At 71.7% G+C, this 25,870-nt stretch carries 27 protein-coding genes; 13 read left to right on the forward strand and 14 right to left on the reverse strand.

All coding sequences use genetic code 11. The features are described from left to right. From ACGFIM_RS25030 to ACGFIM_RS25045, 4 genes are all read left to right on the forward strand, one after another. On the forward strand, positions 1 to 852 hold the full coding sequence (locus ACGFIM_RS25030; protein WP_393204099.1) for an ABC transporter permease: 852 nt from the start codon (positions 1 to 3) through the stop codon (positions 850 to 852). After that, the gene (locus ACGFIM_RS25035; protein WP_364070195.1) at positions 849 to 1,634 is read left to right on the forward strand and encodes an ABC transporter permease; all 786 of its coding nucleotides are present in this window, start codon (positions 849 to 851) and stop codon (positions 1,632 to 1,634) included. Before ACGFIM_RS25030 ends, ACGFIM_RS25035 begins: the two co-directional genes overlap by 4 nt. 180 nt (positions 1,635 to 1,814) lie before the next feature. Beyond that, on the forward strand, positions 1,815 to 3,209 hold the full coding sequence (locus tag ACGFIM_RS25040; RefSeq protein WP_393204101.1) for an NAD(P)/FAD-dependent oxidoreductase: 1,395 nt from the start codon (positions 1,815 to 1,817) through the stop codon (positions 3,207 to 3,209). Positions 3,210 to 3,427: 218 nt separating this feature from the next. Next, positions 3,428 to 4,366 (forward strand): serine hydrolase, encoded by a 939-nt coding sequence (locus ACGFIM_RS25045; RefSeq protein WP_393204103.1) that lies wholly within the window; start codon positions 3,428 to 3,430, stop codon positions 4,364 to 4,366. Between the two features lie 210 nt (positions 4,367 to 4,576). Here ACGFIM_RS25045 and ACGFIM_RS25050 read toward each other — a convergent pair whose 3' ends face one another. The 9 genes from ACGFIM_RS25050 to ACGFIM_RS25090 all read right to left on the reverse strand — a co-directional run bounded on the left by ACGFIM_RS25050 (position 4,577) and on the right by ACGFIM_RS25090 (position 10,489). Further along, positions 4,577 to 4,771, reverse strand: coding sequence for a hypothetical protein (locus tag ACGFIM_RS25050; protein WP_393204105.1), 195 nt, complete (start codon positions 4,769 to 4,771; stop codon positions 4,577 to 4,579). Between the two features lie 2 nt (positions 4,772 to 4,773). Beyond that, the gene (locus tag ACGFIM_RS25055) at positions 4,774 to 5,022 is read right to left on the reverse strand and encodes a hypothetical protein (RefSeq protein WP_393204107.1); all 249 of its coding nucleotides are present in this window, start codon (positions 5,020 to 5,022) and stop codon (positions 4,774 to 4,776) included. 32 nt (positions 5,023 to 5,054) lie between these two features. Further along, complete coding sequence (locus ACGFIM_RS25060) at positions 5,055 to 5,930, reverse strand: BTAD domain-containing putative transcriptional regulator (RefSeq protein WP_393204109.1); 876 nt, start codon at positions 5,928 to 5,930, stop codon at positions 5,055 to 5,057. A gap of 54 nt (positions 5,931 to 5,984) precedes the next feature. Next, positions 5,985 to 6,722, reverse strand: a complete 738-nt coding sequence (locus ACGFIM_RS25065) for an isocitrate lyase/phosphoenolpyruvate mutase family protein (protein ID WP_393204111.1) — start codon at positions 6,720 to 6,722, stop codon at positions 5,985 to 5,987. Continuing rightward, entirely contained in the window at positions 6,719 to 6,985 is a 267-nt protein-coding gene (locus ACGFIM_RS25070; RefSeq protein WP_393204113.1) for a cytochrome P450, read from the reverse strand. Before ACGFIM_RS25070 ends, ACGFIM_RS25065 begins: the two co-directional genes overlap by 4 nt. A 61-nt stretch (positions 6,986 to 7,046) precedes the next feature. Then, on the reverse strand, positions 7,047 to 7,754 hold the full coding sequence (locus tag ACGFIM_RS25075; RefSeq protein ID WP_393204115.1) for a DUF998 domain-containing protein: 708 nt from the start codon (positions 7,752 to 7,754) through the stop codon (positions 7,047 to 7,049). Beyond that, positions 7,751 to 8,956, reverse strand: coding sequence for a glycosyltransferase (locus ACGFIM_RS25080; protein WP_393204192.1), 1,206 nt, complete (start codon positions 8,954 to 8,956; stop codon positions 7,751 to 7,753). Before ACGFIM_RS25080 ends, ACGFIM_RS25075 begins: the two co-directional genes overlap by 4 nt. A 77-nt stretch (positions 8,957 to 9,033) precedes the next feature. Then, entirely contained in the window at positions 9,034 to 9,834 is an 801-nt protein-coding gene (locus tag ACGFIM_RS25085; protein ID WP_393204117.1) for a DMT family transporter, read from the reverse strand. A gap of 37 nt (positions 9,835 to 9,871) precedes the next feature. Continuing rightward, positions 9,872 to 10,489: a DedA family protein gene (locus ACGFIM_RS25090; RefSeq protein ID WP_393204119.1), complete on the reverse strand. Its 618-nt coding sequence runs from the start codon at positions 10,487 to 10,489 to the stop codon at positions 9,872 to 9,874. Positions 10,490 to 10,880: 391 nt separating this feature from the next. Here ACGFIM_RS25090 and ACGFIM_RS25095 point away from each other — a divergent pair, with 391 nt between their 5' ends. Both ACGFIM_RS25095 and ACGFIM_RS25100 read left to right on the forward strand, forming a co-directional pair. Then, positions 10,881 to 12,113 (forward strand): sensor histidine kinase, encoded by a 1,233-nt coding sequence (locus ACGFIM_RS25095; RefSeq protein ID WP_393204121.1) that lies wholly within the window; start codon positions 10,881 to 10,883, stop codon positions 12,111 to 12,113. Beyond that, the gene (locus tag ACGFIM_RS25100) at positions 12,106 to 13,089 is read left to right on the forward strand and encodes a hypothetical protein (protein WP_393204123.1); all 984 of its coding nucleotides are present in this window, start codon (positions 12,106 to 12,108) and stop codon (positions 13,087 to 13,089) included. Before ACGFIM_RS25095 ends, ACGFIM_RS25100 begins: the two co-directional genes overlap by 8 nt. Here ACGFIM_RS25100 and ACGFIM_RS25105 read toward each other — a convergent pair. Together ACGFIM_RS25105 and leuE are read right to left on the reverse strand one after the other, a co-directional pair. After that, entirely contained in the window at positions 12,997 to 13,638 is a 642-nt protein-coding gene (locus tag ACGFIM_RS25105) for a VC0807 family protein (RefSeq protein ID WP_393204125.1), read from the reverse strand. The genes ACGFIM_RS25100 and ACGFIM_RS25105 overlap by 93 nt on opposite strands. A gap of 271 nt (positions 13,639 to 13,909) precedes the next feature. Continuing rightward, a complete protein-coding gene (gene leuE / locus ACGFIM_RS25110; RefSeq protein ID WP_393204127.1) occupies positions 13,910 to 14,569 on the reverse strand; it encodes a leucine efflux protein LeuE in 660 nt (219 codons plus the stop codon). Between the two features lie 316 nt (positions 14,570 to 14,885). Between leuE and ACGFIM_RS25115 the strand changes: the two genes are divergently transcribed. Genes ACGFIM_RS25115 through ACGFIM_RS25125 form a run of 3 tightly spaced genes read left to right on the forward strand, consistent with a single transcriptional unit; the run spans position 14,886 to position 18,075 of the window. Next, complete coding sequence (locus ACGFIM_RS25115; RefSeq protein WP_393204129.1) at positions 14,886 to 16,460, forward strand: chitinase; 1,575 nt, start codon at positions 14,886 to 14,888, stop codon at positions 16,458 to 16,460. Continuing rightward, complete coding sequence (locus ACGFIM_RS25120; protein ID WP_393204131.1) at positions 16,457 to 17,896, forward strand: carbohydrate-binding protein; 1,440 nt, start codon at positions 16,457 to 16,459, stop codon at positions 17,894 to 17,896. Before ACGFIM_RS25115 ends, ACGFIM_RS25120 begins: the two co-directional genes overlap by 4 nt. 56 nt (positions 17,897 to 17,952) lie before the next feature. Then, entirely contained in the window at positions 17,953 to 18,075 is a 123-nt protein-coding gene (locus ACGFIM_RS25125) for a hypothetical protein (RefSeq protein ID WP_393204133.1), read from the forward strand. Between the two features lie 393 nt (positions 18,076 to 18,468). Here the strand turns inward: ACGFIM_RS25125 and ACGFIM_RS25130 are convergent, their stop codons facing one another. Further along, positions 18,469 to 20,046, reverse strand: a complete 1,578-nt coding sequence (locus ACGFIM_RS25130) for a molybdopterin-dependent oxidoreductase (RefSeq protein WP_393204135.1) — start codon at positions 20,044 to 20,046, stop codon at positions 18,469 to 18,471. A 128-nt stretch (positions 20,047 to 20,174) separates the two neighbouring features. Between ACGFIM_RS25130 and ACGFIM_RS25135 the strand changes: the two genes are divergently transcribed. After that, the gene (locus ACGFIM_RS25135) at positions 20,175 to 21,575 is read left to right on the forward strand and encodes a hypothetical protein (RefSeq protein WP_393204137.1); all 1,401 of its coding nucleotides are present in this window, start codon (positions 20,175 to 20,177) and stop codon (positions 21,573 to 21,575) included. On the opposite strand, the gene erm is transcribed toward ACGFIM_RS25135, so the two are convergent. Next, positions 21,570 to 22,316: an ErmE/ErmH/ErmO/ErmR family 23S rRNA (adenine(2058)-N(6))-methyltransferase gene (erm, locus tag ACGFIM_RS25140; RefSeq protein WP_393204139.1), complete on the reverse strand. Its 747-nt coding sequence runs from the start codon at positions 22,314 to 22,316 to the stop codon at positions 21,570 to 21,572. The genes ACGFIM_RS25135 and erm overlap by 6 nt on opposite strands. A gap of 206 nt (positions 22,317 to 22,522) precedes the next feature. Between erm and ACGFIM_RS25145 the strand changes: the two genes are divergently transcribed. The 3 genes from ACGFIM_RS25145 to ACGFIM_RS25155 all read left to right on the forward strand — a co-directional run bounded on the left by ACGFIM_RS25145 (position 22,523) and on the right by ACGFIM_RS25155 (position 24,544). Beyond that, positions 22,523 to 22,786 (forward strand): hypothetical protein, encoded by a 264-nt coding sequence (locus ACGFIM_RS25145; RefSeq protein WP_393204141.1) that lies wholly within the window; start codon positions 22,523 to 22,525, stop codon positions 22,784 to 22,786. A 106-nt stretch (positions 22,787 to 22,892) separates the two neighbouring features. After that, positions 22,893 to 23,351 carry a hypothetical protein gene (locus tag ACGFIM_RS25150; RefSeq protein ID WP_393204143.1) on the forward strand — a complete coding sequence of 153 codons (459 nt, stop codon included), beginning with the start codon at positions 22,893 to 22,895 and terminating at the stop codon, positions 23,349 to 23,351. A 560-nt stretch (positions 23,352 to 23,911) separates the two neighbouring features. Next, positions 23,912 to 24,544, forward strand: coding sequence for a helix-turn-helix domain-containing protein (locus ACGFIM_RS25155; RefSeq protein WP_393204145.1), 633 nt, complete (start codon positions 23,912 to 23,914; stop codon positions 24,542 to 24,544). A 4-nt stretch (positions 24,545 to 24,548) separates the two neighbouring features. Here the strand turns inward: ACGFIM_RS25155 and ACGFIM_RS25160 are convergent, their stop codons facing one another. Further along, on the reverse strand, positions 24,549 to 25,598 hold the full coding sequence (locus ACGFIM_RS25160) for an AI-2E family transporter (RefSeq protein ID WP_393204147.1): 1,050 nt from the start codon (positions 25,596 to 25,598) through the stop codon (positions 24,549 to 24,551). Positions 25,599 to 25,870 lie beyond the last annotated feature (272 nt).

A 25,870-nucleotide genomic window follows, 5' to 3' on the forward strand; every position in this document is an offset into this window, starting at 1 on the left:
ATGCGGCGGCTCACCCCCTACCTGCTCGCGCTGCCGAGCTGGCTGTGGCTGGCGATCTTCCTGGTCGTGCCCATGGCGGCGATGGCCTCGGTGTCGCTGCAGACGGGCAACGCCATCGACGGCTACGCGCTGACGTTCAGCGTCTCCAACTACATCGACGCGCTCGCCCGCTACAGCACCCAGCTCGGCCGCTCGCTCTGGTACGGCGCGCTGGCCACCGCCGCCATGCTGATCATCGGCTACCCGGTGGCCTACTGGATCGCGTTCAAGGCCGGCACCCGCAAGTCCGTCTACCTGTTCCTGCTCCTGCTGCCGTTCTTCGTCTCGTTCGTGCTGCGCACGATCGCCTGGAACTTCCTGCTGTCCGACAACGGCATCCTGTTCGGCACGCTGAAGAACTGGGGGCTGCTGCCCGGCGACTTCCACGTGCTGGCCACCACGTTCGCGGTGGTCGGCGGGCTGACGTACAACTTCCTGCCGTTCATGATCCTGCCGATCTACGTGTCGCTCGAACGCGTGGACCCGCGCGTGGTCGAGGCCGCCCAGGACCTGTACGCCACCCGCGCCGCCGCCTTCCGCCAGGTGGTGCTGCCGCTCTCGCTGCCCGGCGTGTTCGCCGGCGTGCTCATGACGTTCGTGCCCGCCACGGCCGACCCGGTCAACGCGGCCATACTCGGCGGCACGTCCAACACCATGATCGGCAACATCATCCAGACCGAGTACCTGGTGAACCTCAACTATCCGACCGCGTCGGCGCTGTCGTTCACGCTGATGGCCGTGCTGCTCGTCGGCATCTTCATCTACGCGCGGGCGCTCGGCACCGAGAACGTCCTCGAGGCGGCGGCGCGATGAGGGGCACCAGGCTCGGCGACCGGCTGCTGCACCTGTACACCTGGCTGATCATCATCTGGCTGTCGTCGCCGATCGCCGTGATGATCCTCTTCGGCTTCAACGACAAGCGCAGCAAGTCCAACACCACCTGGCAGGGCTTCACGCTGCGCTGGTACGCCGAGCTGTTCGAGATCTCCGACCTGACCACGGCGCTGCGCAACTCGCTGGTGATCGCCGTGGTCAGCACCGTCGTCACCGTCGTCATCGGCACCATGCTGGGCCTCGCGCTCGGGCGGCACCGCTTCCGCGGCGCGGGGACCACAAACTTCCTCGTCTTCGCCGCCATCTCCACGCCCGAGCTGGTCATGGGCGCCTCGCTGCTGTCGCTGTTCGTCTCGGGCAACGTGCCGCGCGACGCGATCACGATCATCATCGCGCACGTGCTGTTCTCGCTGTCGTTCGTGGTGGTGACCGTACGGGCCAGGGTCGTCGGCCTCGACCCGGCGCTGGAGGAGGCGGCACGCGACCTCGGCGCGACCGCCTGGGGCACGTTCCGCCAGGTCACGCTGCCGTCGATCATGCCGGGCGTGCTCGCGGGCGCGATGCTCTCCTTCGCCCTGTCGATCGACGACTACGTGGTCACCAGCTTCGTCAACGGATCGACCGTCACGTTCCCGCTGTGGATCGTCGGCGCGGTCAAGACCGGAATCCCGCCGCAGGTCAACGTCATGGGTACGCTGATTTTCGGCATCGGGGTGCTGATCGCGATCGCCAATGCCGTCGCGGCGCGGCGGCGTGCCTGAGACCATGTCGCACAACCACCCCTCCGCACCTGCGCGGAGGGGCTTTCTCACATGATCGGCTGCTGACCAGGAACAGGGAGGCGAGATCGGATTCCGGCGGGGGGAACCCGCGCGTGATCACCTCATTGATCCCGCTAATTTCACCATTCACATATTCAGACATGTAGGGAAGTGGGATTTGTGGATCCGCTGAAGGCGCTGGCTGATGCGGAGCGCAAGCCGTACTGGCTGGACAACCCGGCCAGACCCGAGCCGCAGGCGCGGCTCTTCGGACATACCACCGCCGATCTGGTCGTCGTCGGCGGCGGCTTCTCGGGCCTGTGGACGGCCCTGATGGCCAAGGAACGCGATCCCTCACTCGACGTCGTCCTGCTCGAAGGCCGCAGGATCGGCTGGGCGGCCACAGGCCGCAACGGCGGGTTCTGCATGGCGACGCTCACCCACGGCCTGGCCAACGGGCTGGAGCGGTGGCCGGAGGAGATCGACAAACTCGAACGCATGGGCGTGACCAACCTCGACGAGATCGAGGCCACGCTCGGCCGCTACGGCATCGACTGCTCATTCGAGCGCACCGGCGAGCTACACGTCGCCACCGAGCCCTGGCAGGTGGACGCGCTCCACGAACACCTCGACATCATCTCCGACCTCGGGCTCGACTACGTGCCGCTGGACGCCGAGCAGGTGCGCGCCGAGATCGACTCGCCCACCTACCTCGGCGGCCTCTGGGAGCGCAGCGGCTGCGCAATGCTCGACCCCGCGCGGCTGGCCTGGGGACTGCGGGACGCCTGCCTGCGGCTCGGCGTACGCGTCCACGAGCGCACGCCCGTACGCACGCTGCACGACGACGGCAAGACGATCACCTTGCGCACCCCGCACGGCGCGGTCGCCGCCCGCCAGGTGGCGCTCGGCACCGGCGTCTTCCCGCCGCTGCTGCGCCGGCTCAAGCACTTCGTGGTGCCGGTGTACGACTACGCGCTCATGACCGAGCCGCTGACCGACGAGCAGCTCGCCTCGGTGGGCTGGCGCAACCGCCAGGGCGTCGGCGACTCGGGCAACCGGTTCCACTACTACCGGCTCACCGACGACAACCGCATCCTGTGGGGCGGCTACGACGCCGTCTACTACAACGGCGGCCTGGTCAAGTCCGAGTACGAGCAGCGCGACGAGACGTTCGTCAAGCTCGCGGCGCACTTCTACGAGACGTTCCCGCAGCTCGACGAGGTGCGCTTCACCCACCGCTGGGGCGGCGTCATCGACACCTGCAGCCGCTTCAGCGCCTTCTACGGCCAGGCGCACGGCGGCCGGCTGGTCTACGCGGCCGGCTACACCGGCATGGGCGTCGGTGCCACCCGCTTCGGCGCGAACGTCATGCTCGACCTGCTGTCCGGCAAGCCGACCGAGCGGACCGAGCTGCGCATGGTCAAGGAGAAGCCGATCCCGTTCCCGCCGGAGCCGGTGCGCTCCGGGGTGATCCAGTTCACCCGCTGGTCGATCGCCCAGGCGGACCAGCACCAGGGCAAGCGCAACCTGTGGCTGCGCGCGCTCGACAGGATGGGGCTGGGCTTCGACTCCTAACACCCCGTGACGGCCGCGCGCCCGGGTGCCGGTCTGCTGGTGGCGGCCGTGTGCCGGGTGCCGGTCTGCTGGTGATGGCCGCGCGTCGGTGGGCGCGCGGCCTTTCCCCGCGCAAGGCCGTTCTGAAGGTGTGGCCAGAAAACTCCCGATATGGGCGTTAAGTCGGTAATGCCGGGTATGTTCGCATGCGACCCCCGTCGAGTTATCGGGGGGTTCGCGTGCGTGCGAGATGGATGCTCCTCTGGCTGAGCCTGGCGCTCGTGGCCGGCTGCGGCGGCGAGCCCGCGTCCATGGCGCCGCCCGGCGCGGGCCAGGCGGGGGCGGGAATGCTCGTCCGCCCACCGGCCAAAACCGTGCGCTGCGTGCTGTCGATCCCGAACCCGCGCGGCGCGGCCCTGGCCCGCACCCGGCTCCAGCGCGACATCGCCCGCTACCTCGCGGGACGCCCCGGCCGCATCGTCTACGGCGCGCTCGACCTCGTCACCGGCGTGCGGATCGGCCAGGGCGAGCACCAGAACGACATGATCACCGCAAGCGGCGCAAAGGTGGACATCCTCGCCGCGCTGCTCCACCGGCGGGACGCCGGCCTCAGCGAGAACGAGCGCGACCTCGCCGAACGCATGATCACGGAGAGCGACAACAAGGCCGCCGACGCGCTGTGGTCGCGCGTCGGCGGCGGCGGTGCGATGAGCTCCTTCTACCGGGACATCGGCCTGCGGGAGACCACGCCGGGGCCGAGCGTCTACTGGGGCGGCACCAAGACCAGCCCCGCCGACCGCATCCGGCTGATGCACGTGCTCGTCAAAGGCGGCAACGGGTTGACCAGGGCCGACCGGCGTACGGTGCTGGAGCTGATGGAGCGGGTCCAGCAGGACCAGGCGTGGGGCGTCAGCGCGGCGGCCAGGCCCGGCGACCGGGTGGCGCTCAAGAACGGCTGGACGCCCCGGCCGTTCATCCAGAACACCTGGGCGGTCACCAGTTACGGACGGATCGCGGGACCGGGGCGCGACCTGCTGCTGTCGGTGCAGACCGACCACCAGCCGGGGGAGGGGACGGGCATCGAGACCATCGAGGGCGTGGCCCAAATGATCGGGACGCGGCTCGATGGCCTCGCGCCCACGACCACCCGGCCCTGCCCCACCAATCCCATGCTCTGAGGGCCCCGCGCTTTTGAGGGGCTGCGCCCCCTCGACGGGAGGCCGTGCCGTCAGGAGCAGGTCGCGATCCGCTGAGCGGAGGCCGTGCCGTCAGGAGCAGGTCGCGATCCGCTGATCGGAGGCCGTGCGGTCAGGAGCAGGTCGCGATCCGCTGATCGGAGGCCGTGCGGTCAGGAGCAGGTCGCGATCCGCTGATCGGAGGCCGTGCGGTCAGGAGCGGGCCGCGGCCGGCACCTCCTCGGGGATCTCCTTCGGCACGCCCCGCAGGCCCACCAGCGCGAGCAGCGCCACCGCGGCCAGCATGCCCGCCGTGACGTACGACGCCAGATACATGCCGTCCAGGAAGGCCGACCGCGCGGCGCGTACGAGCTCGGCCCCCTGGCCCGCGGGCAGCCCCTCGGCCACGCTCAGCGCGCTCGCCAGCGACTCCCGCGCGCCGCGGCCGCCGCACCCGCGCGCTCTCGCGGGGCCGCGGCCAGCACGTTGTCGTTGTTGACGGTGAAGGCGAACCCGATGCCGATCCCGCCGATCACCATCGCGGGCACCAGCGTGAGGTAGGTCAGCTCGGTGCCGAGCGTCGTGTAGTAGAGGAACGCGCCGGCGTTCATCGCCAGGCCGAGCGCGACCACGCCGTTCCTGCCGAGGACCGGGACCACCCGGGCCGCCAGCACGCCGCCGGCCGCGCCGCTCAGCCCGCCGGGGAGCGCCGACGACGCCGCCGAACGACAGCACCACGCTCAGCAGGTCGATCCCACCCGCCCGCGGGTTCCGCGACTCCGGCAGCTGCGTCGCGGCGTCGCGGATGTCCAGGGCCGCCAGCACGGCCTGTGAGACGCCGCCGGAGACGGGGGCGAGGGGGACGAAGCACATCTCGCCGGTCTCCCGCGCCGCCGCCTCGATCGCAAGGCGGGTCTTGCCCGCCCCGCCGGGGCCGACCAGCGTGAGCAGCCGGCCGTTCCGCAGGCTCTCTCCGACCTGGCGCGGTTCTTCGGCACGGCCGACGAAGCTGGTGATCTGGCCGCGTGACCCCGGCCGCCCGTTGCCCGACGGCGCGGCGGCGACCTGCGGCTTCGAGCCTGCGGACGGGGCGGGCCCGAAGCGGGACCGGGTGGCGGGGGAGCGGGGGCAGGGGAGGTGGCCGGCGGGTGGGGTGGCGGCGCGAGTGACGGGTCGGCGCGGAGGACGGCCAGGTGGGCGGCGGCGAGTTCGGGGCCGGGTGTGAGCCCAGCTCCTCGTCCAGCAGCTTCCGCGCGTCCGCGTAGACGGCCAGCGCCTCGGCCTGGCGGCAGCTGCCGTACCGGGCGCGCATGAGCTGGGCGCGCAGCCGCTCGCGCAGGGGGTGCGCGGCGGTGAGGCTGGTCAGCTCGGCGACCAGCTCGCGGTGCCGCCCGAGCGCCAGGTCGGCCTGGATACGGTCCTCGGTGGCGGTCAGCCGCAGCTCCTCCAGGGCGGCAGCGGCGGCCGTGGCGTGCGGGCCGTCGGCGAGCGGGGCGCCCCGCCACAGCTCCAGACCTTCGCACAGCAGCGCCGCGGCGCGTCCGGCGTCACCATCGGCCAGCGCCACCGGCTCGCCACGCGGCGGTGGGACCGAGGATCTGGAAGCGCATACCCCCGATTCTCAGCGCAACATCGCGGCGATCTCCTGATACGCCGGGACGGGCGGTGCGGGCTCCCCCCGTACGCCGAGCGCCGTGCCCAGCGCCGCCCCCAGCGCGGCCCGGTAGAGCAGCGACCCGGTGCTCACCCTGGCCGCCCCCGCCTCGGCGAGCCGGGCGAGCGGCGGGCCGTCCGGCCGGTAGAGGACGTTGACCGGCAGCGGGGTGGCGGCGACCACCTCGGCGATCGCGGCGGGGTCGCTCAGGCCGGGCACGAAGATCCCGTCGGCGTGCCCGTAGGCGCGGACCCGCTCCAGCGTGTCACCGGTCTTCAGCCAGCAGGTGTCGGTACGCGCGTTGACGAACACCCCGTGGCCCTTGGCCGCCTCGATGATGCGCTGGTGCAGCTCGATCGGGCGCAGGGTGCCGTCGGGACGGCCGTCCTCCAGGTTGACGCCCGCGACGCCGATCTCGGCGAGCGTCGCGACCAGGCCGGACACCTCTTCGGGGTCGTCGCTGAACCCGCCCTCGATGTCCACGGTGACCATGACGCCGAGCCGGCTGATCGTCTCGGCGAGCTCGATGGTCTCGGCCCTGGTCGCGCCGGCGGCGTCCGGTTTGCCGTGCACGGCGGAGACACCGAGGCTGGTCGTGCCGATGGCGGGGAAGCCGTGGGCGGCGAGCAGCGCGGCCGAGCCGTAGTCCCAGGCGTTGGGCAGCAGGAAGGGGTCGCCGGGGCGGTGCAGGTCGCGGAAGTTCACGGCAGCAGTCCCTCCAGGACGCCGGCCGCCAGGGCGGGCGCGTGGGCGGGCCCCGGGCAGGGGCGCACGCCGTGGCCGAAGGTCAGGTGCGGGGAGTGCGCGTGGTGCGGGTCGAAGCGTTCGGGGCCGGGGAAGACGTCGGGGTCGCGGTTGACGGCCACCAGGCCGATCGTCACCTCCGCGCCGTCCTGAGCGACGGGAGGCGGCACGTACCTGGGGTCGGCGAGCACGGCCTCGGCTTCGGCATGGCGTGTGATGAGCATGGGGCCACGCTAGGACGGCGTTCCTTCCACGCCGCCCGAAGTGTCGGCGTCCACGTCGGGGTCACGCGGCCAGCCGCTCATGCTCGCCCGGCCGCTCGGGGCGGCCGGAGCGCCGGTCCGCCGGGACGCGTCCGGTGCCCGCGCGGTCGTGCGCGGTCCCGGCGGCCGGGCGGCCCGCGGCGGTCGCCACCGCCATGGCGATGAGCAGCCCCATCTCGGCCAGCACCACCGCGCGCTCGAGCAGCCCGTAGTAGGCCGCGCCCCCGATGAGCGGCGAGGTGAAGGAGGCCGGGTGAGCGGCCAGGTAGACCGCGAGCGACACCCCGGAGGCCACGGCCATCGAGCGTACGGCGTTCCAGCGGGGCGCGCCGCCGCGTCCCCTGGCCAGCGCCCAGCCGGCGACGGGCAGCGAGGTGAAGACGATCGCCGCCGACCAGCGGTGGATCTCGCCGGACACCGTGCCCACCTGCGAGGTCCCCGGGTCGGTCGGGAAGATCGCGCTCATCATCAGCCCGGCGGCGCCGGCCACCAGCAGCACCCTGGCCGCGGCGGTGCGCGCGGGGTCGGCGGCGGCCAGCCCGTACGCGAGACCCAGGCACGCTCCCGCGAGTGCCAGCATCCCGGCGAGCACGGGCACCAGGCCGCCGGGGACCAGCGCGTAGTCGCTCAGCAGCACCTGCCAGGGCAGCGTCACTTCCGCGTAGACCAGCGCGCCCGCCGACGCCAGCGTGAGCAGCACGGTGCTCCACAGGGTCCGGCTTCGCGTCATCGCGCCACCTCGTCGTAGATGCGCTCGAACCTGGCCAGCGACGCCTGCTCGTCGTGGGTGAGCGCCATCTCCCTGCTGGCCTTGCCCATCTTGGCGCGCAGCTCGTCGTCGGTGAGGATCGTGGTCAGGTGGCGGGCCAGCGCGACGACGTCGCCCGGCCGGTAGAGGTAGCCGTTGGAGTCGACCAGGTGCGGCAGCGCCATCGCGTCGGCGGCCACCACGGGCAGCCCCGAGGCCATGGCCTCGAGCGTCGCGATGCTCTGCAGCTCGGCGACGCCCGGCATGCCGAACACGTCGGCGGCGGCGAAGACCTGCGGCATCGACTCGTCCGGCACGAACCCGAGAAAGAACACCCGGTCGCCGACGCCGATGCGCCCCGCCAGCCGCTCCAGCCCGGCGCGCTGGTTGCCCTTGCCGACCAGCGCGAGCTGGGCGTCGGTCTCGTTGAGCACCATCGGCAGCGCGCGGACCAGCTCCTCCAGGTGCTTCTCCTCGTCGAGGCGGCCGACGAACAGCACGGTCGGCCGGTCGGGCAGGTCGAAGGTCTTGCGCGCCCACGACTTCGGCTCGGGCCGCGGGTGGAACCTGGTCAGGTCGATGCCGCAGGAGACCGGCTCGACCTCGCGGCGGAAGCCCTGGTCGGCGAGGAGTTTGGCGGCCAGCGGGGTGGGCGTGGTGATGCGGTCGGCCCGGTTGAAGACGCGGCTGAAGTCGCGCCAGGCGAGCCGGCCCGCCTGCCGGCGCAGCCGCGCCGGGATGTGCGCGAACTGGAAGAGGTTGTCCGGCATGAAGTGGTTGGTGGCGACGATCGGAACGCCGGCGCGGCGGGCGGCGGCGATCGCGGCCCTGCCGACCACGAAGTGGCCCTGGGTGTGCAGCACGTCGGGGTCGATGTCGGCGATCAGCCGGTCGAGCCGGGTCGGCACGGTGACCCGCATCGTCGGGTGGACGAGCAGCGGCGCCGAGCGCAATCGGTGCACGACCACGCCGTCCTCGACGTTGGCGGTGGCCGGGCCGGTCTCGGACTGGCACACCACGTGCACCTCGTTGCCGCGCCCGGCCAGCCCGGTGGCCAGGCGGTGCGTGAAGTACGCGGCGCCGTTCACGTCCGGCGGGTAGGTGTCGGTCGAGATCAGCACGCGGCGGGGCCGCTCGGGGGCGGGGCGGAGCGACGGGGCCTGAGAGATGCTGTGCGCAGGCATGGCCATGAGAGGTGACTCCATCTTCGTTACGGGCTGGATTACGGGCTCAGGGTCGGCGGGGATTTCGGTCAAGGGCATCAGCGGGTCTCCAGCGGGCTCGTTCTGGCGAGGGCCACGGTGCCCACGGCCGTCAGCAGCGCCGCCACGACGGGCAGGACCCCGGTCGGCAGCGGCTCGCCCAGCAGCAGCGCGCCGAACGCGACCGCCGTCAGCGGGTCGGTGATCTGCAGGGCGGCGAAGGAGACGCCGAAGTGCCCGACGGCGTAGGCGCGCTGCAGCATCATGAGCGCGAGCAGCGCGGGGACGGGCAGCGCCAGCAGGTACCACCAGTTCCAGCCGCCGTCCACCAGCACGCGCATGAGCGTGGCCGTGGCGCCGTACAGGACGCCGGAGCTCGTGGCGAGCAGCGCCGCGCGGCCGGCCGGCGAGACCACCCGCGAGGCCGCCCACAGCAGCACCGCGGCCACGCCGGCCACGCCGAGCAGCGTCAGCACGCCGCTCGGGCCGAGGTAGGTGGGCCCGTCGGACTCCGGCACCAGCAGCACCAGCCCGACCAGCCCGGCCGCCACCACGACCGCGGCCGCCAGCTCCTTGCGCGAGGGCCTGCGGTCGTGCAGCGCGGCGGCGAGCGGAAGCGCGAACAGCAGGCTGGCCACGCCCATCGGCTGGACGACGGTGAGCGGGCCGAGCCCGAGCGCGACGATGTGCAGGCCACCACCCGCGAGGATGGACGCGCCGCCGAGCAGCCAGCGCGGCCGCCGCAGCAGGGCGAGCAGCCCCGGCTTGGCGGTGCCGACCGCCTCGAACTGCTGCAGAGCGGCACCGAGCGCGAAGAACAGCGAACCGACCAGGGCGATCACCGCGGCCAGTACGGTCATTGCGCACTCCTTTCGAACGGATGGTCACCTGGCAGGGTCAAAGAGACGTGTCCGCCGGAAGGCGTTCCGGGGAAGCCTGGGTGGCGCGCCGCTTCCTGACCCAGCGCACGGCCTCCACCACGACGGTGATGGACACCGCGATGCCCAGGCCCAGCAGCAGGCCCTTGATCGGGTCGTTCTCGAAGGCCATGCCGCCGAAGTAGCCGATCAGGCCGGAGTACAGGCCCCACGAGCCCGCCGCGATCGCGTCGAAGAAGCTGAACGAGCGCAGCGGATGCCGTACGGCGCCCATGGTCAGCGTGGTCGCGGTGCGGCCGCCCGGGATGTACCTGGCCACGACCAGGACGAGCCCGCCGCGTTCCGCCAGCGCGTTCCGCGCCCAGACCATCGCCTTCTTCTCCCGCAGCCTGCCCGCCGACTTGTTGCCGATCAGGTACGAGATGTGGTCGCCCGCGAACGCGCCCAGCGCCGCGACCAGGATGACCAGGGCCAGGTTGGTCTGGCCCGAGGCTGCGAACACCGCCGCGGTGATGACACCCGTCTCGGCCGGCACGACGGGGAAGAACCCGTCGAGCACCGCCAGCGCGAACAGCGCGGCATACAGCCACGGTGACGACATCACCTGGCCGAGGAAGTCGAGGATGGCGTGCGACATGAGCGCGTACTCCGATCATTGGGGGCACCACACAGACTGTCCGTGCGGGATGTCCCGGGGTATCGGGGATGCCCCGGGTCGAACGCGGCCCTTTCCCCGATTCGGCTCAGGGCCGCCACCCCTGGACGGTAGGAACTCCGCAGGTCACGCACATCGGTCGATCGGCACGGCCCGTCCCCTACTTTCGTCGGGGTCGGGCCGGTGAACCTCCCGATGACACCATCGATCAAAGCGGTTCGCGACGGCGAAATCAGGAGTGGAGGTAGGCGATTTCCCGGTAGGGCTAGCCCTACCGTCATGGTGGACGGCACCCCACCCTGACTTTCGTCAGGTGCCGCACCCGACCTCCGTCGGTCCCCGCCGCGGCCGCCGGGAGATAACGTCGGCAGGTGTGAGGTATCTGCACCAGCTTCGCCGCGAGAGCCGCCGCCAGGTGGTCTACGACCTGCTGCTCTGGGCGGGGCTCTGCGTGATCATCGCCGCGATGGGGGCCGACCCCTTCCTCGATCCCGCGCGGTTCGCCATGGTGACCCTGCCGCGCTGGGGCCTTGCCACGGTGGCCGTGCTGGTGGGCCGCCGCTGGCCGCTGGCCGCGCTGATCCTGCTGCTGCCCCTTGGGCCGTGGCGCTTCAGCGAGGGGTTCGCGACGGTGGACCTGACGTGGCTGCTGCCCCGGCGTGACGTCAAGATCCTGCCGCTGCTGCCGACCACGCCGTTCGTCATGTGGTACGCCTACCTGACCGGCCGGCGGCTGGCCCGCACGACGCCGGCGCTGGCGGCCTTCTGCCTGATCACGCTCGTCGGTGTGGCCGTGGTGCTGTGGATGGGCGGCGACCTCGCCTGGTGGGTGTCGATGGTCACCGCGCTGCTCGGCACCTACGTGGTGCCGTACCTGCTGGGCGTGCTGCGCAGGAGGCTGCTGCATCAGGCGCGGCAGGCCAGGCTGTCGGTCGAGGCGCAGGCCAGGCTGCGGGAGCGGGCGCGCATCGCGCGCGACATGCACGACTCGCTCGGCCACGACCTCGCGCTGATCGCGGTCAGGGCGGCGGGGCTGGAGCTGGCGCAGGGGCTGGCGCCCGCCCATGCCAAGGCGGTCGGCGAGCTGCGCGAGGCGGTCTCCGACGCCACCGAGCGGCTCCGGCAGATCATCGGGATCCTGCGCGACGACGCCGACGCCGCGCCGCTCGCGCCCCTGGACAAGCCCGCCGGGCCCGCGCCGGGGGAGTCGGTGCCCGAGCTGGTGCACAGGGCGGCGGGCTCGGGCATGGCGATCACGCTCGACCTGGCGGGCGGCCCGGCGCCCGCGCTGGCCGGTCCGGTGGTGCAGGAAGGCCTCACGAACGCGGCCAAGCACGCGCCGGGCGCCGCGGTCACGGTGTCGGTGTGGCCGCACCGCGTCCGGGTGCACAACGGGCCGCCGCGCACGCGGCCCACGGCCCGCGGGGGCGGCCTCGGGCTGGCGAGCCTGCGCGAGCGGGTCCGGCGGGCGGGCGGGACGCTGACCGCGCGCCCCCACGCCGGCGGCTTCGAGCTCGACGTGATACTCCCCCGTGAGGGGGAGGGGGATCCCCGCCGCTCGGGAGGAGCGCCGGAGCCCGTCGCGACACGATCGGAGCATGACTGACGTACGACCGGGCATCGGCCGCGTCACCGCCGCGATCGTGGCGGTCGCCGCCATGCTGCCCTATCTCACGCTGAAGCTGTTCTGGCTGGCCGGACACTACGTCGGCGTCGGCGACCCCTCCCTGATGGGCGATCCGGCGATGGTCGGGCTGAACGCGATGACGTTCGGCATGGACGCCGTGGGGCTGCTGCTGGCGCTAGCCTTCACCATGCGGTGGGGCATGCGCCTGCCGGCCTGGCTGGTGCTGCTGCCGCTGTGGGTCGGCTCCGGCCTGCTGTCGGTGGTGGTCGTCAGTGCGCCGGTCGTGCTGGCCGCGTCCGGGCTGGAGGCGCTGAGCGGCGGCCCCATCGAGCCGTGGGTCTACGCCATGGTGTACGGCGGCTTCGTCGGCCAGGGCGTGGGACTGCTGGCCGCGTTCGCGCTCTACGCCAGGGACCGCTGGCCCGCCGTCTTCACCACCCGGCTCTCGCTCCCCTTCCCCAGCCCGACCGCGCCGCTGCAGCGGGTGATCGCCTGGGGTGCCGCGCCGGTGGCCGTGGCGCTCGGCCTGATCATGTGGGCGGGGGTGATCGGCGGGGATCCGTACCTCGCGGTGCAGGATCTGCTGCGCGGCTCGCTGGCGATCGCGGCGGCGTTCGCGCTGGTCGCGCTCGTGCGCAGGCGTGGCGACGGGCCGTTCTGGCGTCCGCTGGCGCTGCTGTGGCTCGGCTCGGCCGTGCTGTTCTCCTGGGGCCTGTACGCGATGGTGCTCAGCGCGGCCGGCGGGCCGGTCAGTGCGGGGGAGAGCGGGCTTGAGCGGTTCGTGGCGCTGTTCGGCATGCTGACCGGGCTGGTCATGGGGATGTGCGGGGCGCTCCTGCTGACGGAACGCTCGGCCGCGCGGTCAGGTGTGCGCGACGTGGAGGCGCTGCAGCAGGCGCTTGAAGGCGATGACCGAGAACGCGATCGCCGTACCGCTGATCAGGGCCACCGCTGACGTGCGCAGCAGCATGAACCCGGCCAGCGTGCCCATCAGCGACTCGTAGACCGCGAGCGCGATGCTGAGCGTGGAGTTCATCAGCAGCACGAAGGCCCACAGCAGGGTGATCCGTGCGAAGAACCGGCGTACCCGCTCATGCTTGAGCACCGCCGACGGCAGGTGGATGTAGTCGAGCGTGAGCTTCTGCACGAGCGGCCGGTTGAGCCGCACCGAGGCGAGGAAGGCGAAGCTGATGCAGAGTGTGCCCATCTCGGGCTGGATGAAGAACCACATCCAGGTGCCGGTCCAGAACGCCACGGCCGCGCGCACGGTGATCGCGAAGGCGGCCAGGTACATCGTCGCGGGCACCTTCACCCGCCTGATCAGCCGCCAGATCACGCCGAGGTAGACCCACGCGACGGTCAGGCCGAGCGCCCACTTGAACCCGAGGACCACCATGGCCAGGTAGAACACGGCCAGCGGCGCCACGACCGCCTCGAGCAGCTTGGGAGCCGCCTGCCTGGCGAGCGCGGTGAGCCGTGGAAGAGTGACCTGATGATGATTCAAGGCTGCTCCGCAGATAGGCCGACGATCAGCGTCTACCCGGGCTTCCAGGGACCAGGCCTCGCCCGATGGACCGCTCGTCGTCATCAGAGCCCTGTCATCAGAGCCCTGTCATCAGGGCGCTGTCCATCGAAGCGCTGTCACCAGTGCGCCATCGCGGCGGTCCCGTGAAGCACGCCGGTGGCTTACCGTACCTGAGGCACGGCGGTGTGACGGCCTCTTTCGACCCGTTCGATCTGTCTCCACGAAAGCAGCACGGCCTTGACCGCGGCTTTCAGCCGAGCGACGCGGTGGCGAGCTTCGCGCCGAATCCCAGGAAGACCACGCCGACGCCCGAGGTCAGGCCCGCCCCGAGCCGCCTGCGGCGGCGGAACTGGGTGGCGAGGAACGTGCCGCCGAAGATCAGCGCGGTCAGGTAGAGGAAGCTGAAGAACTGGATGACCGCGCCGAGGATGACGAACGTGAGCGCCGGGTTGGGGTAGCCGGGGTCGACGAACTGCACGAAGAACGAGACGAAGAACAGGATCGCCTTCGGGTTGAGCAGGCTGATCGTCAGCGCCTTGCGGAACGGGCGGGGCTCCGCCTTGGCCGGCGCCGCCGTCACGGGCTCGTCCGACACCTCGGGGGCGGCCCGCCACGACTTCCACGCGCCGCGGATCATCTGCAGGCCGATCCAGCCGAGGTAGAGCGCGCCGGCGTACTTGACGATCGTGAACAGCACCGGGTTGGAGCGCAGCAGCGAGGCCGCTCCGGCCGCGCTGAGGAACATCAGCACCGTGTCGCCCACGAAGACGCCGCAGGCGGCCCGGTAGCCCTGCCGCACGCCGTGCGCGGCGGCGTGGGTGAGCACGAAGAGCGAGTTGGGACCCGGCAACAGGATGATCAGGAAGGCGCCGATGGCGTAGGCCCAGAAATCGGTGATGCCGAAGAACATGCCGCTTGCTCCAAGGGACGAACCGCTGACATCACACGATATCCGGACGGCATCGGGAGAGTCGTGGCCGTCCGGGCGGCGGGGTCGTGTTTGGGTCTTGTAAGCGCGGGTTGTCAAAGCTACTATCGCGGCAATCCTTAGGAAAGTTTCCTAAAAGTAATCTCGGCCCGAACCAATCCTGACCACCGCAGCAAGGTCTCGCGCAGACACCCCGGAAAGGCCCGCGCACACCTCCGCGGGCCGTGCCGTACGGCTTGCGTTCTCACCCCCCTGCGCAAGCCGTACGGCACAGCGACACCCCCCGAAGGAAAGACCCGTGAGATTACGCGCGATCCTCCTGGCACTCGCCACCGCCGCCGCACTCGCCCTCCACGCCCCGCCCGCCCACGCCGCCTCCGCCACCGCGACGTTCGTCAAGGTGTCCGACTGGGGCTCCGGCTTCGAAGGCAAGGTGACCGTCACCAACGGCACCACCACCGCCCTGCCCACCTGGAACGTGCAGTTCGACCTGCCGTCCGGCTACAGCATCTCGTCCGCCTGGGACGCCGTCATGGCCGGGAACGGTCAGCACTACACGTTCACCCCGCCGAGCTGGGCCGGAGCCCTCGCACCCGGGGCGAGCGTGAGCTTCGGCTTCACCGGCGGCCCCGGCGGCCTGCCCGGCATCACCGGCTGCACCCTCAACGGCGCCCCCTGCGCAGGCGACGACACCCCGCAGCCGGGCGTCCCCGGCGCGCCGGGGACCGTCACCGCCACCGCCACCGCCACCGCCATCACCCTGACCTGGGGCGCCTCCAGCGGAACCGTCACCGGCTACCGCGTCTACGAAGGCGGTGCGGTCAAGGCCGCGGTCACCGGCACCACGGCCACCATCGGCGGGCTCGCCGCCTGCCAGACGCACACCTACACCGTCAAGGCCTACAACGATCAGGGCGAATCGACAGGACGCGACGTCACCGCCACCACCACCGGCTGCACGGGCAGCCCGAGCGACCTGCCCAAGCACTTCCTCACCGGCTACTGGCACAACTTCGTCAACCCGGCCGCCGAGCTCAGGCTCTCGGCCGTGCCCGACGAGTACGACCTGATCGCCGTCGCCTTCGGCGAGGCCACCGTCAGCCCAGGCGAGGTCACCTTCGCCGTGGACGGCGAGCTGGCCGCGGCGCTCGGCGGCTACACCGACGCCCAGTTCAAGGCCGACGTCCAGGCGCTCAAGCAGCGCGGCAAGAAGGTGATCCTGTCCGTCGGCGGCGAGGCCGGCCGGGTGCAGGTGGCCGACGCCGCCGCGGCGGACCGCTTCGCCGGCTCCGTGTACGCGATCATGCAGAGCTACGGCTTCGACGGCGTGGACATCGACCTGGAGAACGGCCTCAACGCCACCTACATGGCCCAGGCGCTCAGGTCGCTGCACGCCAAGGCGGGCGACGACCTCATCATCACCATGGCCCCGCAGACCATCGACATGCAGACGACCGGGATGGAGTACTTCAAGCTCGCCCTGTCGATCAAGGACATCCTCACCGTCGTCCACACGCAGTACTACAACTCCGGCGCCATGCTCGGCTGCGACCAGAGCCAGGCGTACCCGCAGGGCTCGGTGGACTTCATCACCGCCCTGGCCTGCATCCAGCTCGAGAACGGCCTGCGCCCCGACCAGGTGGCGCTGGGCCTGCCCGCCGGAGCCGGCGCCGCCGGCGGCGGCGTCGTCGCGCCCTCCGTCGTCAACCAGGCGCTCGACTGCCTGGCCCAGCGCACCAGTTGCGGATCGTTCGTGCCGCCGCGCGCCTACCCGGACATCCGGGGCGCGATGACCTGGTCCATCAACTGGGACGCGAGCAACAACTGGTCGTTCTCCAAGACCGTCAAGCCTCACCTCCAGGGGATGCCATGAGATTTCGCAGCAGACTCATCGCCTTGGCCTCCGGCGTGGCACTCGCGCTGACCGGCGCGGGGCTCGCGGCCCCCGCACAGGCCACCGTCCAGCAGGTCAGGCAATTGGCCGCCGAGTGGGCGCCCTACACCTCGTACGCGGTCGGCGCGGTCGTCACCTACCAGGGCGTCGACTACGTGTGCCTGCAGGCCCACACCTCGCTGCCCGGCTGGGAACCGCCGAACGTGCCCGCCCTGTGGCAGCCCGGATCGGGCGGCGGCGGCGACACCACGCCCCCGTCGGTGCCCGGCGACCTCCGCACGACCGGCGTCACCTCCAGCAGCGTCTCCCTGGCCTGGAACGCCTCCACCGACAACGTGGGCGTCACCGGCTACAACGTCTACCGCGGCGGCACCCTGGTCACCACCGTGAGCGGCACGTCGTACACCGACACCGGCCGCGCCCCGAGCACCAGCTACACCTACACCGTCCGCGCCCGCGACGCCGCGGGCAACCTGTCCGGCGCCAGCAACTCCGTCACCGCGACCACCTCCGCGGGCGGCGGCGACCCCGATCCCGGCCCGGCGAAGATGGCCGGAGCCCCCTACCTCTACATGGGCTGGGGCGACCCGCCGAACCCCGGCACGGTGATGGACGCGACCGGCGTCAAGTCGTTCACGATGGCGTTCATCCTGTCCAGCGGCGGCTGCACCCCGGCGTGGGACGGCAACAGGCCGCTGACCGGCGGCCCCGACCAGCAGGCGATCAACACGATCAAGTCGAAGGGCGGCAGCGTCCAGATCTCCTTCGGCGGCTGGCAGGGCAACAAGCTCGGCCCCAACTGCTCGTCGCCGCAGGCGTACGCGGACGCGGTGCAGCAGGTCATCAACGCCGTCGGCCCCGCCGTCGTGGACTTCGACATCGAGAACACCGACGAGTTCGCCGACTACACCGTCCAGGACCGCATCCTGAACGCCCTCAAGATCGTCAAGCAGAACAACCCGAACATCAAGATCGTCGTCACTTTCGGCACCGAGCGGACCGGCCCGAACAACCACGGCATCCGCCTCATCAACCAGGCCAGGGCGCTCAACGTGCCGATCGACAACTTCACGATCATGCCGTTCGACTTCGGCAGCTCCAACATCTACCAGGACACCGTCAACGCCGCCGAGGGCCTGAAGAACGCGCTCAAGAGCGCCTACGGCTGGAGCGACGCGCAGGCCTACGCCCACATGGGCATCTCCGGCATGAACGGCCTGTCCGACCAGCAGGAGCTGACCACCCCCGCCACCTGGACCCAGATCCGCGACTGGGCCAAGTCCAAGGGCCTGACCCGGCTGGCGTACTGGGCGGTCAACCGCGACCGCGGCTGCCCCGGCGGCGGCGTCGTCTCGAACTGCAGCGGCATCTCACAGTCCGACTGGGAGTTCACCAGGATCACCGCCGGCTTCTGAGCCACCGGCCGGGCCCGCCCTCCGCACGGGGGCGGGCCCCTGCGGTGAGGTGCGGCATGAGACTCCGAACCCCGGCGGTCCTCCTCGCCGCCCCCGCACACGCCGCCGACATCGCCGCCGACCCCGGCTTCGAGTCCGGCCTGACCGGCTGGACCTGCTCGCACGCCGAGACCGTTTGAGCGACGTACCGGACGAGTGGGACATCATCCAGCTCGCCTTCGGCGAGCCCACCTCCGTCACCTCGGGCGACATCCGCTTCGAGCGCTGCCCCGCCGCCGAATGCCCCGGCGTCGAAGACCCGGCGACACCGACCTCGACCACCCGACCGCCCCGGTATCGTCAACCTCATCTCCGCACTCAAGGCGCTCAAGAGCCCCTACAGCGCGGACTTCGTGCTCACCATGGCGCCGGAGACGTTCTTCGTGCAGCTCGGCCACCAGTTCTACGGTCCCGGACCGAGCGGCGCGGCCGACAACAGGAGCGGGTCCTACCTGCCCGTCATCCACGCCCTGCGCGACGACCTCCCCTGGTTCTCCCGCGAGCACCGCGCCTACCTCGACGGTCTCCCCTGGCTAGGTGACCCTGACGAGCTGCGTCGGCTTGAGCGGGATGCCGCGGCCGGGCGGCCGGTAGGTGGGCAGCGCCTCGCCGTACTCGTGCATCCAGGCGTGGTCCACCATCAGCCGCATCCGGCCCGGCCGCGGCCGCTCGCCAGGCTCCGGGCCGGCCGGGCGGCCGGCCAGCCTGGCCACCGCCTCGGCCACCATCTCGGGGTCCGGCGGCGTCAGATCGCAGTGGTCGTCGGGGCCGATCAGCAGATCCACGTCCGGCGGCAGCGGGTAGATCGGCCGCGGCAGCGCCAGCACCAGCGGCGGCGGCGCCATCGGCCAGCCGCGCTCCACCGCCTCCAGCAGTACCGACCGCGACGTCCTGCGCGCGAACAGCCCCTCCGCCAGCGCCCAGCTCAGCGCCCCCACGTCGGCGCGGTCCTCGCCGCAGGCGTGCAGGCACAGGTACGGCACCAGCGGGATGCCCGCGCCGCCCGCCTGTGCCCACCCGCCGCCGCACCCGGTCAGCACCAGCAGCGCCAGCATCGCCCGGTAGGCGGTGTCCGCGTGCGGAGTCTCCAACCGGCCCGGCACGATCACGCACCGGCCGCCGGTCTTCTCCGCCGTCACCCCCAGCTCCCGCGCCGTCTTCAACGCCCGCGACGCCGCCACCCCCGTGTACGCCTCCTGCCAGGCCGGCGTGTACGGCTCCGCCCGGTCCTCGTACCCGCCCGGCCACACACCCGGCAACCCCGGACGCGGCACCCCGTACACCGCGAGCAGCAGGTCGAACACCGTCGTCACCGGCTCGCCGCCGTCACGCAGCACCGGCACGCCGCGCCGCAGCACCCCCGTGCCGTCGTCGAAGCGCGGCAGCAGCACCTCGGCCGCCTGCCCGCCGTACACCGTCAGCCGGTCGCACACCTCGCCGGTCAGCCCGCCCGGCACGTACGCGCCGTCCCGCTCCCGCAGCCGCACCAGCGACGGCAGGTCCGTGCGCTCCATCGCGTGCCCGGCGAACGGCGAGCGGTCCAGGTAGAACTCCTTGAGCAGCACGTGCCCCATGGCCATCGCCAGCGCGCCGTCCGTGCCCGGCCGCACCACCAGCGTCTCGTCCGACAGCCGCGTCGGGTGCGTGCCGATCGCCACCACCTTCTGCCCCTTGTACCGGCCGGCGATCACCCACGGCGTATCCGCCGTCCGCGCCATCCGGTTGTTCTCGCCCCACAGCAGCACGTACGCCTGCCGCGCCCAGTCGTCCGCGCCCGGACCGGCGAACCAGGGCCCCAGCACCTGCTCGGGCGCGCACGGATGCTCGGTCAGCACCGCGCCGCCCATCGCCCCCACCAGCCGCGACAGCGGCGAGGTCGCAAGGGCCGCGACCCGCTCGGCCCCGTGCCTGGCCGCCGTGTCCACGATGGCGGCCGCGGCCATCTCCGCCGCCGTGGCGTCGTCGAGCGGTACCCGCCGCTCACCTCGGGCGCGGTGGTAGAGCTGAGAGTTTCCTGTGAGTTTCGCCCAGGCCGCGACCGGGTCGCGCACCCCGTCCCGTACCTCGAAATAGAGCCTGACCAGTGCCTGGTTGACCAGCGATCCCCCCATGGAAAAAGTTCAACACAGAGAGTGACGGCGTATGCGGATACGTGTCGGCATGTCGGGGATAAGAATCGGCGATGGCTGCCCATGCGGAGTGGCAGCACGTCCCGGCATGCGGCAGGCTAGACCGCGCCATGGATTACGCAGCTCTCACGGGGATCGTCCTCGCCGTCGGTGTCGTGCTCGCCCTCGTCGCGCAGTGGCGAGGCTGGCGCCCGCCGCTCTGGGTCTCGCTCACCGTCGGCATCGCCGTGCGCGTGCTCATCATGTACGTCGCGGCCATCGGCACGTGGCAGCCGATCGACTTCGTCAACAGCTTCAAGCCCGCGGGCGAGGCGGTGCTGCGCGGCGAGGACCCGGTGCTGGCCAGCAAGGGCGGCTGGCACTTCCTGCCGACCATCCCGTACGTCTACGGCATCCTGCTGTGGCTCGGCATCCCGTGGGAGTTCGCCGGCCGCCTGGTCACCGTCGTCGCCGACATCGTGCTCATCCCGCTGGTCGGCAAGCTCGCGGGCGGCCCCAAGGCGTCGCTGCGCGCCTTCCAGTACGCGCTCAACCCGCTCGCCCTGCTCGTCGCCTCCGTCCACGGCCAGGTCGAACCGGTCGCGCTGGTGTTCGGCGTGGCCGCGTTCGTGGTGGCGCGCGGCCCCGGCGACCCCGACAGGCCCGGCATGGTCACCGACGTCGTCGCCAGGGTACGCCAAGGCGTCAGGGCCTACGGCGTGCGCGGCTCCATCCCGCGCGTGATCGGCCGCGGCGGCATGCTCCACCGCGCGCTGATCCCCGGCCCCGACGACCGCGCCCACCTGCGCCGCGGTGCGCTCGCGGGCCTGCTCATGGGCCTCGCGCTGTGCGCCAAGAGCTGGCCCATCTGGCTGATCCCCGGCATGCTGCTGCTCCTGCCCAACCTGCGTGCCCGCGTCATGGGGCTGTTCACCACCGGGCTCGTGCCGGTCTTCTTCCTGGTGACGCTGCCGATCTTCGCCGGCACCTCGCTCAGCCAGATTCCGGCCGTCATCGACACCATCCGCGACATCCGGCCCATCGTCGGCGAGTGGGGCTGGACGCCGTGGTTCACCGGCGGAAGCTGGGACCTGCGGCCCGAGCTCGCCTCGTTCGGCACCAACCTCATCTACGTCAGCGTCCTGGTCGTCATCGTGCTGTGGCGGCGCGCCGACCCGATCGACATGACCACGGCCATCCTGCTCGTCTTCATGGTCATGACGCCCCGGCTCGGCGCCCAGTACCTGCTGTGGTTCATGCCGTTCCTGGTCGCCAGGCCCACGAAGTTCGCCTGGGCGGCCATCCTGACCACTTCGTTCTGGTCGGCCTACGGCTACCTCTACATGACCCGGTTCGACCCGCAGACCTGGTGGACGCTGCACACGTACTGGTCGCGGGCCTCCATCGTGATCCTGCCGATCCTGCTGCTGGCGATGCCCTGGGGCCGCCGCGTCGCGAAGGTCCCAGGGCTCGCCCGTCCGGTCAAGACCGGCTCGAAGATCGGCTCGCCGGCGTCGCCGGCCGCCTCATAGGCACAGCCGCCGCCACAGCGTGACCCACTGGTCGGGGTGCACGTGGCCCACGACGGTGTCACGGGCCAGGCCGGCCGCCGCCAGTGCGGCGTCCACACCGGCGTAGTGCGGCCTCAGCGAGGCGCGCACCGAGCCGCCCACCCCGCCGAAACCCCGCTCCACCAGCTCCTGGTACGAGCGGCGGCCGGTGACCAGCGGCCGCGCCCTGCGCTCGATGCGCAGGATCGCCGAGTCCACCGACGGCACCGGGCGGAAGCTCTCCCTGCCGACCGTCTCGCCGAGCCGCCAGTCGAACCACGGCCACGACCGCACCGTGACCAGGCTCCAGCGGCCGTAGTCGCCGGTGCGCTTGCGCGCGTACTCCCGCTGGGTGAGCAGCGTCGCCGAGGTCAGGCCCGGCGCCCGCAGGCACCAGTCCACGATCCGCGACGTCGCCGAGTACGGGATGCTGCCCACGACCGCGAACGGCTCGCGCGGCGGCCGCGCCCGCGCGAAGTCGCCCCGCACCACCCGGATGCGCGGATCGTCGCGGGTTTCGGCCGCCAGCGCACCGGCCAGCCTCGGGTCCAGCTCGTAGCCGATCACCCGCGCGCCCGCCTCGGCCAGCGCGAACGTCAGCACCCCCGTCCCCGGGCCGGGCTCCAGCACCAGCCCCTCGGGAGCGGCGGCCTTGACCATCAGGTGCACGGCATGCCGGTCGGTGAGAAAGTTCTGCGACAGCGCGCGCCGCGCCCGATCCATGGGCGTGCGACCGCCACCGGCGTTCCTGATCTTTCGCTGAGTGTGTGAATGATTTCCGTGCGCGAAGTTCTGCGCCACAGCACTGCCCTTTCCTGGGCCTCGAGATGAACGGGTCTCTCGAACGGCCCCGGGCGCGCCTGCGGACGCTCAGCCTCTCGTCGTCAGCTCAACGCATCCGCTAGCGGGCCAGAGGCCGGCTGCGGCGGATGCGGATGAAGAACGCGCTGGAGAACAAGCTCGACATGGCGGCCACTGTAGGAGGCGGCGCTCCGGGCGGGCAAAGCATTTATTGCGTCGCGCGCGACGATCAGATCGGACAATCTGGAGGCATGCAGGCGACGATCACGGTCACCCCGGCACAGTACGGGCAGTGCGACGTGCCGCGCATCCGGCGCGAGCACGCCTTCCTCATCCCGCAGGGCGCCTCACCGCCCTTCCGCCCGCGCGGGCCCGTCCTCCACCTCAAGTGACGCCGTGACAGAACCCCGACGGCGGGGCGCCCTGGGCGCTGCCGACTGTCCGTGACGCGCCGCACGCCCCTGATGGCAGACGGACGACGACCCGCCCGGCGCCCTCGTGCCCGCCGCGCCGATCGCGGGACTGCTGCATCCGTGGCTGGACGGGGCCACCGCGTTCTGCTGGGCGCGGCTCGCCGACCTCAAAGAGCCCGGTCCGTACGACGCCATGGCCGTGCCGGCCTTCCTGAGCCATGTCCCCGACCGGGAACGCGGGCTTGCCGAGTTCGAGCGGTTGCGCGACACCCTCCTCGGCACCGTCACCTACGACCTGTCCGCGCCCGGCCACGTCCACCTTCCGCTCGACTTCGCGTCCCGCCCGTCGCCGCTGCCGCCCTTCCCCCAAGACCTGCTGGACGCCCACCTCGACGCGCTGCTCGCCGCCCAGCCAGAAGAAGGCGGCCGGCGGGCGAACTGGCCGATGTGGACGCCGCTGGTCGGGCATGAGTGGGGCGGTCACATCACCGTCCAGCGGCTCAGGACGCTGCAGGCGTACGGGAGGCCGGCCGATCTGCCGTAAGGCGATCCGTCGGAGGGGCGGCGTACGTTGGAGGCATGTACGCCGAACGGCCGCCGTCACCGCGCCTCGCGGGGCGCCTCGCCTGCGAGTGGCTCCGCACCAGCGACACGCTGGATGCCGCCGCCTGCGGCGCTCCGGCCTCCGGCCCCGTTGCCTGCGGCGTTTCGTCCTCCGACCTCATCGTCTCCGGCGCCTCCGACGCCTCCGCGCATGGTGCCCTGGCTCTCGGCGCTTCTGCTTCCTCCGGCGTTTCCTCCCCGGCCCGCGAGGCGGAGGGCGTTGGCTCGGCCGTCCTGGCACTCGCGGGCGGCGACGCGCGGCGAGAGGTGAGCGCGGCGGCGGTCGGTGACGCTCGGCAGGCGGTTGCGGCTGTCGCGGGCCGGCCCGTTCAGCAGGCGTCCCCCTCCCGAGAGTGCGAGCGCGTGGGGCGCGCGCAGTCCGGCGCACGGGCAGCAGGGGAAACAGGAGAACAGTCCCGTGCACAGGACGCCACGAGGGCCGGGGGACGGTGCGGCGCGCAAGGCCCAGCCGGAGCAGGGGAGGGTACGGAAGCCGAGACCGTGCTCGTGGTGCCCGATGCCTGCGTCGATCTGATCTGGGGCGACGACGGGCCGTTCGTGGCGGGCCCTGACACCGGGCCCGTACCGGCCACCATCGGGACGGGCGAGATCCTCATCGGGGTGCGGTTCAGGCCGGGCGCGGCCGGCGCGTTCTTCGGCGTACCGCTCGCCGACCTGCTCGACAGCCGCGTACCGCTGGCGGACCTGCCAGGCGGTCACGCCTTCATCCGCGAGCTGACCGACGGCCCCATCGACACCGCACAGGCGCGGCTGCAAGCCCTGCGTGCGGCCGTCCAGCGCCGCCTGCTCGATCCCGATTGCGGGCACGCAGGCCAGGATCTGGACCCGGCCGCTCCCGCCATCGCGGAAGGGCTGCGCCAGGGGAAGGCGGTGAGCGAGGTCGCCTGGTCGCTCGGGTTCAGCGAGCGCCAGCTACGCCGCCGCAGCGTGGCGGCGTTCGGTTACCCGCCCAAGACGCTCCAGCGCATCGTCCGCTTCCAGCACGCGCTCCGCCTGGCCCGTACCGGCCTGCCGCTGGCCCGGGTCGCCGCCGCGGCGGGCTACACCGATCAGGCGCACATGGCGCACGACGTACGGCGGCTGAGCGGCGGACCGATGAGGTGCCTTCTTTAGGCCCTCACTTCTTCCCCGCCACCGGCCGTTTTCCGGAAACGAGCCCCTGCACCCATTTCGCGCTCGGGTCGCTGTCGATCAGCAACGCCCGCGTCAGCAGGCTCAGCGGAATGGCGAGAATCGCACCGAGCGGCCCGAGCACGAAAGTCCACACGATCAGCGAGATGAACGTCATCGTCGTGGAAAGCCCGACCGCGTCACCCAGGAATTTCGGCAGGATGAACGACTGCGTGACGACGTTGATGACGATGTACGCGGCGATGACCAGCAGCATCGTCCGCACCCCGCCGTCCAGCAGGGCGAGCATGGCCGGCGGCAGCAGGCCGATCACGAAACCGATGTTGGGGATGTAATTGGCGATCAGCGCCAGCACGCCCCAGAGCAGCGGCAGGGGCACGTCCAACAATGACAGTGCGATCATGTCGAGAATCGCGTTGATCAACCCGAAGACCGTCGAGACGATCAGATAACGCCGGGTCTTGTGCGCGAACGTGGCCAGCGCCGTCACCATGTGCGGCCGGTTTCCCTCGCCCGCCGTGAGCACTTTCGCGGTGACCGGAGCGTCGAGCGACATCGCCAGCAGCAGCACCACGATGAGGAAGAGCGCCGACAGCACGCCGATCAGGCTGCCGAGCAGCACCTGCACCAGTTCCAGCACCCGGCCGGGGTCGAGCGCCTGCAGCGCCCGGTTCAGCACGTCGGTCCCCATGCCGTGCTCGGAGGCCCAGCGCTGGGTGTCGGCCACGAGTTGTTGGAACTGGTCGGTGTACGTGGGCAGCAGGTAGGCGAGCTGGGTGGCCGAGATGGTGACGATGCCGACCATGGCGAGCAGCACCAGGACGACGATGGCGAAGGGCACGGCGACCTGGAGCCAGGTCGGGGCGTGCCGGCGGGCCAGCCAGCTGCGTACCGGTGAGACCGCGATGACGAGCACGAGCGCCAGCACCACGGGGCCGGCGATGGAGGCGACCTCGCGGATGCCGAACAGCACGACCACCCCGGCGGCCAGGCCGACCAGGATGATCACCGCCCGGGGCACGGATTGATCACGCACGCCCCGTACTTACCCCTGCCGCGGGGGCGCACCGCCGATTTGACGGTTCCGGGAGGCGTACATAGAGTTCACCAGTCCCAAGAGAACGGCGGTGATCGCCGGGCTCGCTCGGGGACCACCTCCTCAATGATCACCTCTCCGGTGACGCGTGCGTGTGCACTCGGATCGGCTGGTAAATTAGAGGGGTTGTCTCCGAAAGGGGATGCGGCTTAATTCTTGGCAAGTCGTTCGGGTCGGGTCAATTTGACAGGGCTCGGGGCGGCTGAAAAGAT

The sequence above is a fragment of the Nonomuraea sp. NPDC049309 genome (assembly GCF_043196965.1).
Taxonomy (GTDB): Bacteria; Actinomycetota; Actinomycetes; order Streptosporangiales; family Streptosporangiaceae; genus Nonomuraea; species Nonomuraea fastidiosa.

Bases quoted from the DNA above. Each gene is read 5' to 3' on its own strand.
- ACGFIM_RS25100 (WP_393204123.1), top strand. From the start codon at position 12,106: ATGACTGACGTACGACCGGGCATCGGCCGCGTCACCGCCGCGATCGTG.
- ACGFIM_RS25035 (WP_364070195.1), top strand. From the start codon at position 849: ATGAGGGGCACCAGGCTCGGCGACCGGCTGCTGCACCTGTACACCTGG.
- ACGFIM_RS25085 (WP_393204117.1), bottom strand. From the start codon at position 9,834: ATGACCGTACTGGCCGCGGTGATCGCCCTGGTCGGTTCGCTGTTCTTC.
- ACGFIM_RS25125 (WP_393204133.1), top strand. From the start codon at position 17,953: ATGAGACTCCGAACCCCGGCGGTCCTCCTCGCCGCCCCCGCACACGCC.
- ACGFIM_RS25090 (WP_393204119.1), bottom strand. From the start codon at position 10,489: ATGTCGCACGCCATCCTCGACTTCCTCGGCCAGGTGATGTCGTCACCG.
- ACGFIM_RS25030 (WP_393204099.1), top strand. From the start codon at position 1: ATGCGGCGGCTCACCCCCTACCTGCTCGCGCTGCCGAGCTGGCTGTGG.
- ACGFIM_RS25135 (WP_393204137.1), top strand. From the start codon at position 20,175: ATGGATTACGCAGCTCTCACGGGGATCGTCCTCGCCGTCGGTGTCGTG.
- erm (WP_393204139.1), bottom strand. From the start codon at position 22,316: ATGGATCGGGCGCGGCGCGCGCTGTCGCAGAACTTTCTCACCGACCGG.
- ACGFIM_RS25080 (WP_393204192.1), bottom strand. From the start codon at position 8,956: ATGCCTGCGCACAGCATCTCTCAGGCCCCGTCGCTCCGCCCCGCCCCC.
- ACGFIM_RS25130 (WP_393204135.1), bottom strand. From the start codon at position 20,046: ATGGGGGGATCGCTGGTCAACCAGGCACTGGTCAGGCTCTATTTCGAG.
- ACGFIM_RS25070 (WP_393204113.1), bottom strand. From the start codon at position 6,985: ATGCTCATCACACGCCATGCCGAAGCCGAGGCCGTGCTCGCCGACCCC.
- ACGFIM_RS25145 (WP_393204141.1), top strand. From the start codon at position 22,523: ATGCGGATGAAGAACGCGCTGGAGAACAAGCTCGACATGGCGGCCACT.
- ACGFIM_RS25075 (WP_393204115.1), bottom strand. From the start codon at position 7,754: ATGACGCGAAGCCGGACCCTGTGGAGCACCGTGCTGCTCACGCTGGCG.
- ACGFIM_RS25120 (WP_393204131.1), top strand. From the start codon at position 16,457: ATGAGATTTCGCAGCAGACTCATCGCCTTGGCCTCCGGCGTGGCACTC.
- leuE (WP_393204127.1), bottom strand. From the start codon at position 14,569: ATGTTCTTCGGCATCACCGATTTCTGGGCCTACGCCATCGGCGCCTTC.